General features: G+C 63.4%; 12 protein-coding genes and 1 other RNA gene. 10 read left to right on the top strand and 3 right to left on the bottom strand.

Features of this window, described 5'->3' with window-relative positions; genetic code table 11:
- Nucleotides 1-164: 164 nt before the first annotated feature.
- Nucleotides 165-773, bottom strand: a complete 609-nt coding sequence (locus ACHIRB_RS30115; protein ID WP_395114095.1) for a TetR/AcrR family transcriptional regulator — start codon at nucleotides 771-773, stop codon at nucleotides 165-167.
- A 102-nt stretch (nucleotides 774-875) separates the two neighbouring features.
- On the opposite strand from ACHIRB_RS30115, the gene ACHIRB_RS30110 reads away from it, so the two are divergent.
- From ACHIRB_RS30110 to ACHIRB_RS30095, 4 genes are read left to right on the top strand one after another with little or no spacing between them, the layout of a single operon-like run.
- Nucleotides 876-1,616: an SDR family NAD(P)-dependent oxidoreductase gene (locus ACHIRB_RS30110; protein WP_395126453.1), complete on the top strand. Its 741-nt coding sequence runs from the start codon at nucleotides 876-878 to the stop codon at nucleotides 1,614-1,616.
- Nucleotides 1,613-2,665 (top strand): zinc-binding dehydrogenase, encoded by a 1,053-nt coding sequence (locus ACHIRB_RS30105; RefSeq protein ID WP_395126455.1) that lies wholly within the window; start codon nucleotides 1,613-1,615, stop codon nucleotides 2,663-2,665. Before ACHIRB_RS30110 ends, ACHIRB_RS30105 begins: the two co-directional genes overlap by 4 nt.
- Nucleotides 2,666-2,681: 16 nt before the next feature.
- Nucleotides 2,682-3,299 carry a TetR/AcrR family transcriptional regulator gene (locus tag ACHIRB_RS30100; RefSeq protein WP_395126457.1) on the top strand — a complete coding sequence of 206 codons (618 nt, stop codon included), beginning with the start codon at nucleotides 2,682-2,684 and terminating at the stop codon, nucleotides 3,297-3,299.
- A gap of 12 nt (nucleotides 3,300-3,311) precedes the next feature.
- Nucleotides 3,312-4,601, top strand: coding sequence for an acyl-CoA dehydrogenase family protein (locus tag ACHIRB_RS30095; protein ID WP_395126458.1), 1,290 nt, complete (start codon nucleotides 3,312-3,314; stop codon nucleotides 4,599-4,601).
- Nucleotides 4,602-4,621: 20 nt separating this feature from the next.
- Here the strand turns inward: ACHIRB_RS30095 and ACHIRB_RS30090 are convergent, their stop codons facing one another.
- Nucleotides 4,622-6,187, bottom strand: a complete 1,566-nt coding sequence (locus tag ACHIRB_RS30090; protein WP_395126459.1) for a mucoidy inhibitor MuiA family protein — start codon at nucleotides 6,185-6,187, stop codon at nucleotides 4,622-4,624.
- Nucleotides 6,188-6,250: 63 nt separating this feature from the next.
- Nucleotides 6,251-6,624, bottom strand: a transfer-messenger RNA (tmRNA) gene (gene ssrA / locus ACHIRB_RS30085).
- 253 nt (nucleotides 6,625-6,877) lie between these two features.
- Between ssrA and ACHIRB_RS30080 the strand changes: the two genes are divergently transcribed.
- The 6 genes from ACHIRB_RS30080 to ACHIRB_RS30055 all read left to right on the top strand — a co-directional run bounded on the left by ACHIRB_RS30080 (nucleotide 6,878) and on the right by ACHIRB_RS30055 (nucleotide 13,883).
- Nucleotides 6,878-7,666, top strand: coding sequence for an ABC transporter ATP-binding protein (locus ACHIRB_RS30080; protein ID WP_395113292.1), 789 nt, complete (start codon nucleotides 6,878-6,880; stop codon nucleotides 7,664-7,666).
- Nucleotides 7,663-8,469 (top strand): ABC transporter ATP-binding protein, encoded by an 807-nt coding sequence (locus tag ACHIRB_RS30075; RefSeq protein ID WP_395113291.1) that lies wholly within the window; start codon nucleotides 7,663-7,665, stop codon nucleotides 8,467-8,469. The genes ACHIRB_RS30080 and ACHIRB_RS30075 overlap by 4 nt, the downstream gene beginning before the upstream one ends.
- Nucleotides 8,466-10,334 (top strand): AMP-dependent synthetase/ligase, encoded by a 1,869-nt coding sequence (locus ACHIRB_RS30070; RefSeq protein ID WP_395126460.1) that lies wholly within the window; start codon nucleotides 8,466-8,468, stop codon nucleotides 10,332-10,334. The genes ACHIRB_RS30075 and ACHIRB_RS30070 overlap by 4 nt, the downstream gene beginning before the upstream one ends.
- Nucleotides 10,331-11,284: a branched-chain amino acid ABC transporter permease gene (locus ACHIRB_RS30065; RefSeq protein WP_199703002.1), complete on the top strand. Its 954-nt coding sequence runs from the start codon at nucleotides 10,331-10,333 to the stop codon at nucleotides 11,282-11,284. Before ACHIRB_RS30070 ends, ACHIRB_RS30065 begins: the two co-directional genes overlap by 4 nt.
- On the top strand, nucleotides 11,281-12,480 hold the full coding sequence (locus tag ACHIRB_RS30060) for a branched-chain amino acid ABC transporter permease (RefSeq protein WP_395126462.1): 1,200 nt from the start codon (nucleotides 11,281-11,283) through the stop codon (nucleotides 12,478-12,480). Before ACHIRB_RS30065 ends, ACHIRB_RS30060 begins: the two co-directional genes overlap by 4 nt.
- 77 nt (nucleotides 12,481-12,557) lie before the next feature.
- Nucleotides 12,558-13,883, top strand: coding sequence for an ABC transporter substrate-binding protein (locus ACHIRB_RS30055; RefSeq protein ID WP_395126463.1), 1,326 nt, complete (start codon nucleotides 12,558-12,560; stop codon nucleotides 13,881-13,883).
- Nucleotides 13,884-13,951: the final 68 nt, after the last annotated feature.

Genomic DNA, 13,951 nt, shown 5'->3' with positions numbered 1-13,951 from the left:
TGAAAGACACCGACTGGCACACCATCGTCGCCGGACCCGATCACAAATATCCCGGCCGCATTCTGTGGGTTCCGCCGAAACACATCGACCCGACCCGAAAACCGCGAATTAATCACTATTTCCATCCCCACGAATACTGGGACCTCGACTGAACCCTCAGCGCGTCAGAGCGATGCGCGACCGGCAAGTGCCGCAAGAATGCGGCCACTTCGTGCTGCCATTTGCTCGGCCGTCTGATCCGGGTGTCGCAGCCACCAATTGACAAGTGCCGTAACGCTGCTCACCCACACTTCGGTGAGAGCCGAGATGTCCAACTCGTCGTCCAGCCCACCTGCGGTGAGGAAGCTCGCGACGCCGCGCGACGCCTGCTCGCCTATCTGCGCAACCACCCTGCGAGCGGCATCGGCCGCTGCACCGGTTTTCGGCACCGTCCTGTCGAAGATGACGTTCCAGTCGTTGGGGCGCGGCGCCAGCGCCTCGAACACCGCGCGAAGCGTCTCCGATGCAAGCTGCAGCGTCGGCTCGTTGCTGACCAATACGTCCTCGATCGCGCCGACCAACGTGGCGCCTGCCCGTTCGACACAGGCGATGTAGAGACCGTCCTTCGTCTTGAAATAGCCGTAGATCAGCGGCTTCGATATGCCAGCTTTCGCCGCAACAGCGTTGATCGAGATCCCGGCGTAGCCACTGGTACCGAACTCGTCGGTCGCGACATCGAGAATCTGCTGCTCGCGTTCTGCGCGCGGCACGCCCTTTGTCCCCGCGGTACTCATCGAATCCATCTAACCATCGAGCACCTGCGCATCCGACACTCTGGCGCGACTACCCGTCCCTATGTATTGTACCGATCAATACATTAATTGCGGAGGTAGCGGATGCAACTCGACAACAAGGTCGTATTGGTCACCGGCGGCAGCCGCGGACTCGGCAAAGCGATGGTCGAAGCGTTCGCAGCGGCAGGCGCGGACGTCGTCATAGCCAGCCGGAAATTGGACAGCTGCGAGAAGCTCGCCACCGAAATCCGCGAAAAATACGGTCGCCGAGCACTTCCCGTCGCAGCGAACGTGAGCAACTGGAACGACTGCGACGCTCTGATCGACACTGCGTACGCCGAGTTCGGCCGCGTCGACGTACTCGTCAACAACGCCGGCCTTTCGCCGCTCTACCCGAGTCTCGACCAGGTTAGCGAAGCATTGTTCGACAAGGTCATCGGCGTCAATCTCAAAGGGCCGTTTCGGCTTTCGTCTGTCATCGGCACTCGGATGGCTGCGGGCGACGGTGGCTCCATCATCAACATCAGCTCGATCGCCGCGATCAGGGCCGACGGTTTGGCATTGCCGTACTCCGCGGCGAAGGCCGGGCTCAATGCGCTGACAGAAGGGCTGGCGCAGTCGTTCGGTAGGACAGTCCGTACCAACGCAATTCAGTGCGGTCCGTTCGCGACCGACATCGCCGACGGCTGGCCGGCCGGACTTCGCGAGCACCTCGAGGCGAACATTGCACTCGGTCGGGTCGGCATGCCGGACGACATCATCGGCGCAGCAATGTATTTCGCATCCGACGCCTCGGCCTACTGCACCGGTGCGATTCTGCGGCTCGACGGCGGTATCAAATGAAAGCGCTCGTGTACGAAGGCCCGCAGGCAATCCGCTATCGCGACGTTCCCGACGCCGTGCTCGGAGACGACGACAGCGCGTTGATCCGCGTCACGTCCACCGGAATCTGCGGCAGCGACCTGCACATCTACGGCGGCCACGGCTTCAGCGCCGACCTCGGCTTCTGCGTCGGGCACGAGGCCGTCGGAGAGGTTGTCGAGGTCGGTCGGGCGGTCCGCCGTTTCGTCGTGGGTCAGAGGGTCCTCGTGCCCGCCTCGGTCGGCTGCGGTCGCTGCCAGTCGTGCGCGACAGGCGTCGTCGCCGGCTGTGAGACCGGCACTACCGCGCTGACAGCCTGCTACGGCCTCAGCTCCGCACTGCCTGGAGCGCAAGCCGAACTGCTCGCAGTGCCCCGCGCCGATGGAAACCTTGTTGCACTTCCCGATTCGGTATCCGACGACGCCGCGGTGGTGTTGGCCGACAACGCAGCGACGGCCTGGTACGGCGCGCGACGAGCCCGTGTGGCTCCCGGCGACACGGTAACGGTCGTCGGACTCGGTCCGGTCGGCTTGCTCGCGATCCAATCGGCGTTCGCGATGGGCGCCTCCCGCGTGCTCGGCGTAGACCTGTTGCCGGAGCGGCGAACCCGTGCCGCAGCGATGGGCGCGGAGCCCATCGATTCCGACGATCCCAAGGCTCGGATTCGCGAACTCACCGAAGGCAAGGGCACCGACGTCGCCATCGAAGCAGTCGGCGCCGATGCCACCATCAAACTGGCAACGAGCGCAGTGCGACGCGCAGGCAGAGTCGGCGTGATCGGCGTCAACCAGAACACGAAGTACGCGTTCAACATGCCCCTTGCCCAGGTCAAGGAACTCGAATTCACGATCGGGCTCTGCTCGGTCCAGTACGAGTTACCGACCCTACTTCGGCTCACCGCTTCGGGACGCCTTCGCCCCGAAGAGGTTGTGTCACATCGACTCGGATTGTCGGAGGGCGAGCGCGCATACGCGATGTTCGCCGGTCGAACCGACGGAGTCAGCAAGATCGTCCTCGATCCGGCTGCCTGACGATGACGACACCACGATGACAACGCCACGGCGACGTGGCCGCCCACCCGCCTCCGACTCCGAGGCGGGCGACACTCGTCGCCGCATCGTCGAGGCAGCACTGGAGCTGTTCGCGGAGAAAGGGTTTCACGGCACCGGCGTCGCAGAGATCGGCACCAGAGCCGACGTCCAGAGGGGTGCCCTGTACTACCACATCAAATCGAAGGAAGAGCTGCTGTGGGAAGTGCTGCGGGACTACGTCACCGAGTTGTTGGTCGAGGCCGAAGCGATCGTCGCTGCGGGCAACGAGCCGACACTCACACTGGGCAACCTCATCCGCAGTCACGTCACCCGCATCGTCGAACACAGTCGCGAAGTGCGGATTCAACTGCGGGACGGCACAAGTCTCGACGAAACCCACGCAGCGGAGTTGCAGGAACTGCGTGATCGAGTTCAGCAGTGCTGGCAGCAGGTGCTCGATCAGGGCCATGCGGACGGCGCCTTCGCCAGCGCCGACCACGTGATAACCAACAGTCTGCTCGGCACCGTGAACATGGTGAGTTTCTGGTACCGCCCCAACGGCGGTCGCACCCCCGACGAAATCGGCGATGTGCTCTCTGCACTACTGCTCGACGGCGTGAAAACAACTAGGTAAGGGAGTCTTTCGATGGCATGGGATTTCGAAACAGATCCAGAGTTTCAAGCGCTGCTCGATTGGGCTGACGAGTTCGTCCGAACCGAGGTCGAACCACTCGACCTGGTCTTCGAGAATCCGTACGATCGCGCCGACGAGAAGGCAATGGCCTACACCAGACGGCTCAAACAGGCCGTGAAAGACAAGGGTCTGTGGGCCTGCCACCTCGGCCCCGAGTTGGGTGGCGCAGGCTACGGCCAGGTGAAACTCGGACTTCTGAACGAGATTCTGGGCCGATCGACATGGGCGCCGTCCATCTTCGGTTGTCAGGCACCCGATTCGGGCAATGCCGAAATTCTCGCGCACTACGGAACCGAACAGCAGAAGGCGAAGTATCTGCAGCCGCTTCTCGACGGCGACATCGGTTCCTGCTACTCGATGACCGAACCCCATGCCGGCTCGGACCCGACCCTGTTCACCACAAGTGCAGTGCGCGATGGTGATTCGTGGGTACTCAACGGTGAGAAGTGGTTCAACTCCGTTGCCGCTTTCGCCGAGTTCTACATCGTGCTGGCCGTGACCGATCCGAGCGTGAGTGCCTACCAGGGTATGTCGATGTTCATCGTCCCCGCAGAGACTCCGGGGCTGGAGATCGTCCGCAACGTCCGCGTCGCAGGCTTCAGCGATCACGAAGCCTACGTGCGCTATACGGACGTTCGGGTGCCTGCGGAGAACCTCCTCGGCCCGGAGGGTGGAGCCTTCGCCGTTGCGCAGACGCGGCTCGGCGGTGGTCGCGTCCACCACGCGATGCGGACGGTTGCGCTGGTACGCAAGGCTTTCGACATGATGTGCGAGCGAGCTGTCTCACGCCAAGTCCGTGGCGGGACCCTCGGATCGCTGCAACTGACGCAGGAGAAGATCGCGGACAGCTGGATCGAAATGGAACAATTCCGCCTCCTCGTCCTGCGGACCGCATGGTTGATCGACAAGCATCAGGACTACCTGTTGGTGCGCAAAGATATTGCGGCCATCAAGGTTGCGATGCCGAGGGTCATGCACGATGTCGCACAGCGAGCCCTACATCTGCACGGCGCACTCGGCGTCTCCGACGAGATGCCGTTCGCGGACATGATGATCTATGCGGAGATCATGGGCATCGCCGACGGACCGACCGAAGTGCATCAGGTGACGTTGGCGAAGCAACTGCTACGCGGCTACCAACCCGTGCCAGGTCTGTGGCCGACCGAGCATCGGCCGTCGAAACGCGAAGCAGCGCAGGCACATGTGGCGGCCCGCATGGAGCATGTCGTGGCGAACCACTAGTCGGAGCAGGTAAGACCGCGTCAGTCCCGCCAACCCGCAAGCTCTATGCCCTTGCCGATGTCGACGCGGAAGCTCATCGTCAGTTCGGCTTTGGCGCCGACTCCGAGGTCGAGGACCCACGTGACTTCACCGAGGTCGGTAACCTCGGCCGGTCGTGGCTCGATCCGCACATCTTTCACTGCGACGGCCTCGTCACGTGACACCGGAAGTTGATCTCGTACAGTCACTTTCGTCTGGCGAGGGGTGTGGTTGGTTATCGTGAGCTGGTACGCGGCTTCGCGTCGGTTGGAGGTGAAGCCGCGACCAGCGGTTCGGCGGATCAATTCGCGTTCGACGCGGACTCGGTCGTCGACACCGAGCGCAAGTTCGACTTCTTCGCCGGGCGCCCAGGACTCGAGATCGGTGGCGCCGACGAACTCGGCGTCGTGGAAGATCGCTGCACGACCCGGCAGAAGTGTGTGCGGTGAGGTGTTGGTCGCGGTGGCCCGCAAGTACGTCTCGGCACTGAGCACGGGTGCCGTGATGTAGTCGAGGTGACTCTCCATATCGAGAACCGCGATTGTCGCCCTGTGCTTTTCGCCGTCGGTAGGGACTGCGACGGGACGCGCGGGACGATAGGTTGCGGCAACAACACCCTGTTCCACGGTCGCTGTTGCGGCCACCATCTCGACGGCATCGGTGATCGGGGCAGAAAAGGCCTGCATCGGTGCGGGGGCGCCGGGCGGACCGCCGTAACCACCTCGTGCCATCTTCGGCATCGGCGGCAGCGGTCGTCTGCGTTCGAGGTACCAGGGCGAAAGATCGGGAACGGTCAGCGATCCCGATACTCGAGCGGTCGACAAGGCGAGGTCGCACTCCGGCCAATCCTCGCCGCTCCACTGACTGATAACGCCGTACCAACTGACGCCGATGCGATCGTCGGCGTGCCTGACGTCGTAGGCCGACGTCCAACCTGCCGAGGAGACGAGGTAGCTGACCTCGAACTCGACCGATGTATCGGCGTCAGCGGCGATCGCGATGGTGACCGCGAGCCGATCGGGTTCGACCTGGGCCGATCGGTCGTCGAGTTCTCGTGCAACAGCGGCGATCTCACGTTGACATTGCTCGACGTCGACTCGCAATGCGCGTTGTCGCGTCCGGAGCTCGCACTGGCCCGTCGCGAGTGTCTCGGCGAACCCGGCGACATCGGGGTCGCGTCCCGCGGCGATCTGGCGTGCGAAGCTCGAGCCCGCGTGGTTCGACAGTCCGTCGAGGAAGGTCTTGCGGGTCGACTCGACGTCGATCGCGTCTTCGAGTTCCCGCAGCCGCGCCTCCAGTGCGCGACGGCGACCGTGCAGCACGGCAACCGCGTCGTCGGACGTCTCCGGGTGGTGCCGAACGCCGACGTCGACGCCGAGAACCGTTGCGGCACCCCGACCGGCGACGCGAACGGATTCTGCATCCAATTGCATCGGGAGTCCGTCGAGAGCAACGCGGCTGTCCCCAGCACTCACGTCGAGCACGCCGCGACGCGTGACGCGGGCGCGGTTCGGATACACGGTGACTGCCACGATCGGAGCTTGGAGCAAAAGATCAGCTTGGGCCATCAGGCCAGGGTAATGCGGAGACATAAAGGACCCCAGGTCGATTGCTCGACCTGGGGTCCTTTGCTGTGGAGCTGCCGGGAATCGAACCCGGGTCCTCCGCCGCATTTCCAGGGCTTCTCCGTGTGCAGTCCGCTAGGTCTCTACTTGGATCTCCTGGTCTCGCGAACAAGCCAGGATGACGATCCCAGTCGCTGTTTGATGTCCCGCTCGATTCCGCGACCGAATCGATTGGTAGAGCCCTCTAGCTGATGCCAGTACCCGGACCGAGGGCGAACCCGGACTGACAGACACGCTCTAGGTGCTTTTAGGCAGCGAGAGCGTAGTCGCGCTGATTGGAATCGGCGCTTAATTGGTTGCAATGACGCTTACGGTGGTCTCTTGCCTGCACCGACACGCTTCCCCTGAATCAACGTACAAAGTCGAAACCGTTCAGCCCCGTACGTCCCGACACCTTGCCGGGCTACACAGTCTAACGCGCCGAGCCGCTGACTTCATCCCAATAACGTGCGGCCATGCCGCTCGTGAGTCTTTTTGGTGGGCCCGACCTCCGGAAAGACGCACGAGCGGCGGAGCCGCCTTGTTACTCATGAGTCACTTAGCGAAAACCAATGTCGAGGTAAAGACCAGGGGATATCGTTCGCCCGTCACGACGCGCCTGGCCACCCGGCCATGGGCGCAGAGGGGGCTCGCTTGCTGGAGATTCGAAGTCTCGAAGTCGTCTACGAGGACGTCGTTCTCGTCTGCAAAGGCGTCAGTCTCGAGGTCCCCGCCGACGGTATCGTCGCCTTGCTCGGCGCGAACGGAGCCGGCAAAACGTCAACACTTCGTGGCATCACCGGACTGCTCGACACCCACCGCGGCAAGATCACCGCCGGATCGGTCAGTGTCGACGGCAAGACGATCACCGGCGCCGACCCGGCGACCGTCGTCACCTCCGGCATCAGCCAGGTGATGGAGGGCCGTCGGATCTTCGTCGAGTTCACGATCGAAGAAAATCTCCGAGTCGGAGCGCACACCCGCGACCGCGGCAGCATCGCCGCCAACCTCGACCGCGTTTACACGATGTTCCCGATCCTGGCCCAACGCAGAGGCGAACGCGCCGGCTATCTCTCCGGTGGTGAACAGCAGATGCTCGCCATCGGTCGCGCACTGATGGCCGAGCCCAAGTATCTGCTGCTCGACGAACCGAGTCTCGGCCTCGCTCCCCTGGTCGTCGCCCAGATTCGCGACCTCATCGTCGAAATCAATCGCGCGGGCACCGGCGTGCTCCTCGTCGAGCAAAACGCAGCGATGGCCCTGGCGATCGCAACGCACGGCTATGTCATGGAAAACGGAAAGGTCGTACTCGACGGTCCAGCCGAGCAGTTGCGAGCCAACTCCGACATTCAGGAGTTCTATCTCGGGCTCGGCGCCGAAGGCAGCGCGTCGTCCTACCGCGACCTCAAGCACTACAAGCGCCGCAAGCGGTGGGCATCATGACCCTGCAGGTGGACAACCTCGGCCTCCGGTTCGGCGGCACGCAGGCACTGTCCGATGTGAGCTTCGACGTCGCCGACCGTGAGCTGTTCGCCGTCATCGGCCCCAACGGCGCGGGCAAGACGTCGATCTTCAACTGCCTCTCCGGCGTGTACCGACCCGACCACGGTTCGATCACGTTGAACGGCGACGCCGTACTCGGCCGCCGACCCGACGCAATCGCCAAGCTCGGTATCGCGCGAATGTTCCAGAACATCGAGTTGTTCGAGAACTTGACGGTGATGGACAACATCAAACTCGGGCGCCATATCCACCTGCGCTACAACGCTTTCGAAGCCGCACTACACATCGGACGCGCTCGAAGGGCCGAGCTCGCGGCGCGGCGCTTCACCGAAGATCTGATCGACTTTCTGAACCTCGCAGGCGTCCGCAACCATCCCGTCGGGATGCTGCCGTACGGCATCAAGAAACGCGTCGAACTCGGTCGCGCGCTTGCCATGGAGCCGAAACTACTGCTGCTCGACGAACCCGTCGCGGGCATGAACGTCGAAGAGACCGAAGACATGGCGCGCTACATCCTCGACATCCGTGCCGAACTCGGCATCTCGATGATCATGGTCGAGCACGACATGCGACTGGTGATGGACCTCGCCGACCGCATCATGGTCCTCGACTTCGGTCGCCGCATATCGCTCGGCATACCCGCCGAGGTGCAGCGCGACCCTGCCGTCATCGCCGCCTACCTCGGCGGCGCCGATCCGGAAACCGCTGCGGCCGACCAAGCGAAACTCGAGGCGCGGACGTGACCGTACAAGCGCCACCGACAACCGCAACGCAACCTGCGACCGGGCTTCCCGAACGCATCAGGCGGCACGCAGAACTGACACCAGACACGATCGCTCTGCGCGAGAAATCGCTCGGTATCTGGCGCGGGATCACATGGGCGGAATATGCCGAGCAAGTCGATATCGTCGCGCATTCGTTGGCGGCCTTGGGAATCGGCGTCGGCGATCGGGTCGGCATTCTCTCGGAGAATCGCCCGGAGTGGCTGTACGCGGACATCGCGATTCTCTCCATTCGCGCGGTGACCGTCGGCTTCTACACCACCAACCCCGCGCCGGAGGTCCGCTACCAACTCGTCGATTGCGGCGCGAAAGTGTTGTTCGCAGAGGATCAGGAGCAGGTCGACAAGGTACTCGCCGTCGAAAAAGAATGCCCCGACCTCGAATGGATCGTGTACTTCGATCGTCGCGGCGTCTCGAATTACGATCACCCCAAACTGATCTCGTACGAAGACCTGCTCGGCAACGGCGTCTCCCACCGCAGCACCCACCCCGATCACGTGTCGAACGCACGGGCCGCTGCCCAACCCGACGACCTCGCCACCCTGGTCTACACATCGGGAACGACCGGACCACCGAAGGGCGCGATGCTCTCAGTGCGCAACGTCGAATTCTCTGTGTCACATCTGATTTCGGGCAACTGGCTGATCTCGCCCGCACCCGGACCCACCGACGTCATTCTGTCGTACCTGCCGCTCTGCCACGTGGCCGAACGTGCCTTCACGATCTGGCAGAACGCAGGCGCCGGGGTTGTCGTCCACTTCGCGGAGTCGCTCGACACTGTCACCAACGACCTGGCCGAAGTCCAACCGACGCTGCTGTTCGCGGTGCCACGGATCTGGGAGAAGTTGGCGTCGACCGTCGCGATCAAGGCTGCGTCGGCGTCGCCGCTCAAGCGCGCTGCCTCCGCACTCGGTCGTCGCCTCGCCGAAAAGTCTGCGGCGCAACGCAGCGCGAACGGCGGCGACCACACTCCGGTGTCGCGCATCTGCACGGTGCTCGGCTACCCCCTTGTTTTCCGTTCGCTGCAGAACAAGCTCGGTCTCCGCAAAGTGCGCACCGCCATCTCCGGCGCCGCGCCGATCTCACCGGATGTCCTCGAATTCTTCCTCGGCATCGGCATTCCGATCTACGAGGCCTACGGCATGACCGAAAACTCGGCTCTCGCAACATCTACGAGGCTGCACCGCATGAAGTTGGGGACGGTCGGGGAGGCAGCGGACGGTCTGGAGGTGAAACTCGACGAGCACACGAACGAAGTGCTGACGCGCCACGACGGCAACTTCGTCGGCTACTGGAACCGGCCCGACGCGACTGCAGCAACGCTCGACGCCGACGGTTGGCTGCACACCGGCGATGTCGGCCAGTGGATCGACGGCACCTATCTGAAGATCGTCGACCGGATGAAGGACATCATCATCACCGCAGGCGGCAAGAACATCTCGCCGTCGGAGATCGAGAATCAACTCAAGGCGTCGCCCTACATCGCCGAAGCGGTCGTCATCGGCGACCGGCGACCGTATCTGACCGCGCTCGTCGGGATCGAGTTCGACGCCGTCTCGGACTGGGCCACCCGCAACGGCATTCACTACACGACGTACAAGGACCTGTCGTCGAAGCCGGAGGTCGTGGCACTCGTCGGCCGAGCCGTCGACGACGCAAATGCGCACTTCGCCAGGGTGGAAACGATCCGCAAATTCCGGATGCTCACCAAGGAACTCGACCACGAGGACGGCGAACTCACGGCGACGCGCAAGGTCAAACGCTCGGCGCTGGCCGACAAGTTCGCCGACCTGATCGACGACATGTATCGCGGGGAGAGCCGATGATCGAATTGCTCGAATCATTGGTCCGCGGAGTCGGATTGGGTGGCATGTACGCCCTGATCGCAGTCGGTTTCGTCATCATCTACCGCGCGACAGGTGTGCTCAACTTCGCCCAGCCGATCTTCATGATCCTGGGTACCTACATCAGCTTCACCATCGTCGACACGCTCGGCCTGCCGTTCCCGGTCGGTGTCGCGGGCGCGATCATCGCAGTCGCTGCAATCGCGATGGGATGCGAGCGCGCCGTCATGCGACCGATGGTCGGCAGACCGCCGTTCGCGGCTGCACTGGTGACCATCGGACTGTTCGCCGCAGGACTCGTCGTGACGGCAAAACTGTTCGGCCCCAGCGTGATCACGTCGGGCGATCCGTGGGGTCTCGGCAACTTCTGCATCGGTGGCGAGCGCCCAGCCGACGCTGTCGAGATTCCCGGCATCCCACTTCCGTGCCAGGACGGCCTGGCGATCAACTACACCGACATCTTCAAGATCGTCACCGCTGCAGTCGTCATCGGGCTCCTCGGTGCCTGGCTCGCGCGGTCGAGATACGGCCTTGCGATGCGCGCGACGGCGATGGACCAGGAAGCTGCCATGGCGCAAGGCATCAGCGCCGGTCGCATCTTCTCCCTGTCCTGGGCTATCGCGGGAGCGCTTGCTGCCGTCGGCGGAATCCTCGTCGGCACAGCAGCAGGCGGCGTCGCCGCAGCTGCGGCGCTGGTGGCGTTGAAAGCATTGCCCGCCATCATCATCGGCGGCCTCGACTCGATCAAGGGAGCGGTGATCGGTGGTCTGATCGTCGGCGTCGCAGAAGCGCTGACCAAGACCTACCAACCCGACGCGGCGCCGTGGCTCGGCGCGAACTTCGACGTGGTGATGCCGTACGTGCTGATGTTCGTCGTTCTTCTTGTACAGCCGTACGGCCTGTACGGCACGAAAGAGGTGCAGCGAGTATGACGACAGTGTCGAATCTCAGCGGCCAGACCACCCCGGACGGCACGGTCACGCAGACGAAGATCAAAACCCCGCGAGCGGTGCTGCGTGGTCGGCCGAAGGTCTACACGTCGTACGCTGCGGACCAAGCCATCTGGAACACACCGGCGAAAATGTGGTGGACGATCGGACTGGTCGTCCTCGCGTTCGCGGCACCGTTCCTGATTGCCAAGGACCTGACCAACCTTCTCGCGCTGGCCGCCGTGTACGCAATCGGCGGCATCGGCCTCAATCTCCTGACCGGCTACGCAGGCCAAATCTCGCTCGGCCACGCCTTTTTCGTCGGTGCGGGCGCCTACACCGCGGCGGTATTCGGCGGTACGGAGACCAAGACCGTCATCGGGCTCGGCTGGGACATGGCACTGTGGCTACCCCTGTCGGCGATCGTGCCAGGTCTGCTCGGGCTCATCGTTGCTCCGCTCGCGTCACGGGTCCGCGGTTTGTATCTCGCGATGCTCACACTCGGCCTACTGATGCTCGGCGAGCACTTCTTCAACCACTGGACCGCCATCACGGGCGGTGGCGGAATCGGTCGCGCCCCAGCCGAAGTCGTCCTGTTCGGCACCGACCTCAGCAAGCCTTTCAAGGTCGGCGGCGTTCTGATCAACGAACAACGGGCGCTGTACCTCGTCGCGCTCGTCGTCCTGATCGTGCTCGCCGTGATGGCCCGAAACCTAGCCCGATCCAAGGTCGGTCGAGCGTTCGCCGCTGTGCGCGACCGCGATATCGCAGCCGAAGTGATGGGTGTGCCACTGCAGCGGACCAAGACACTGGCGTTCGTCGTCTCCTCGGCATATGCAGGCGTCGCCGGCGGCCTGCTGTCGGTCGTCATCGGCCGCATCAGCCCCGAACGCTGGAACCTCTTGCTGTCCATCGACTTTCTCGCGATCGTCCTAATCGGCGGCATCGCAACGATCTCCGGTTCGATCATGGGGGCATGCTTCATCGTCCTGCTCCCCCGCCTGCTCGAGGAGCTCACGCAACTCTTCCCGTCGATCACCTCCGAAAGCGGCGACATCGCCGGCATGAGCCTCGACGAGATCAAGACAATCCTGTTCGGACTCTTGATCGTCGGGATGGTCGTCCTCGAACCACGCGGCATGTTCGGACTCTGGACGCGAATACGCAACTACTTCAAAGGCTGGCCGTTCTCGTATTGACGTCCCTGCCGATCCTCTCGAAACCTACCGTCCCAGTTCAGTTCTCACCAGAATTACAACCAACAGAGGAGATTGCAATGACGCGATCCGGGCGTCGCACGTGGTTACTCAGGGCAGCGGCATTGCCTGCCGCGGCAGCTTTGCTTTTGGGGTCGGCATGTACGAGCGCCGAGGAGGGCGGGTCCGACGCCCCGACCGGCGCGTCCGGTCCTGGGGTGTCGGACGAGCCATGCCCCAACGCGATCGACAAGAACAAGGGCTGCATCTACCTCGGTGTCCTCTCGGACCTGGAGGGGGGTCCGTTCGCGGTGCTCGGCCAGTCGATCAACGAGGCGCAACTCGCGTTCTGGAAGAAGGTGAACGAGGACGGCGGCATCGGTGACTACGAAGTCGATATCGCGACCAACACCAAGAACACCTCGTACGACGTGCAGAAGCACGCTGCCGCCTACCAGCAGGTCGAGCCGAATGTCCTTGCTCTCGCAATGAGTTTGGGCACCGTAAACACTCAGGCCGTTCTCGATCAGATGGACACCGGCAATCTTGTCGCCGCGGCAGGCACCTTCTGGTCGGGATGGCAGTTCCCAGCCGACGACAAGGGCGTGATGCTGGAGGCCGGCTACTCCTACTGCACCGAAGCGGTGATCGGGCTCGACTGGTTCGCCTCTGTCCACAACAAGCCTGCGAAGGTCGCATCCGTCGTCTACAGGGGTGACTACGGTGGCGACTACGCAGCGGGCGCCAAGAAGTGGGTCGAGGCGAACGAATCCGAACTCGTTGCCGAGATCGAGACCGCACCCAACGCCATCGCCGGCAGCCAAGACGGGCCCGTCGGCCAGATCATCGCTGCCGCACCCGATGTCGTCGTCCTCGCAACCGGCCCTCAGGAAATGGCCGAGATCGTCGCGAAGGCAGCGCAGGCAGGCTACAAGGGCCGCTTCCTCGGAGCGGGCCCGACGTGGAACGGCGCATTGCTCAAGACAGCTGCGGCGCCTGCGTTGACGGCGCTCTACAACGGCACCGCACCAATGCAGGGCTGGGACGGTCCGAGTGAAGGCGTCAAGGCAGCACGCGACGCCTCCGGCGGCAAGGAACCGGCCAACTGGGGTTACCTCGCGGGTTGGGCGTTGTCGTACCCGATCAAGTCGCTACTCGAGAAGGCGAACGCGGAGGACAAGTTGAACCGTGCCGGCGTCCGGTCGTTGGTCGACGGACTCGAGGTCGACTACAAGGGAATGCTGCCGAACGCCACCTTCGGCACCGAGCCCGATGTGACGACTCAGGTCGCCACCATCGCGGTCCCGGATGCAGCGGCACCGTTGGGAACGAAGACGGTCGTCGACGGTTACAAGGCGCCGAGCCTGGAGAAAATCACCTACACCGAGCCCTGCGTTCGGCCATAGGCAGCAAGCTGCTCGTGAGTTAAAGGTGCCCTCCGGACGCGCTGCTGGGGTGAAAATGGGGTGTGGTC

It is taken from the genome of Antrihabitans spumae, assembly GCF_043944905.1.
Classification (GTDB): domain Bacteria; phylum Actinomycetota; class Actinomycetes; order Mycobacteriales; family Mycobacteriaceae; genus Antrihabitans; species Antrihabitans spumae.
Note: the sequence above shows the minus strand (reverse complement) of the source record. Positions and strands in the feature narration are given on the sequence as shown.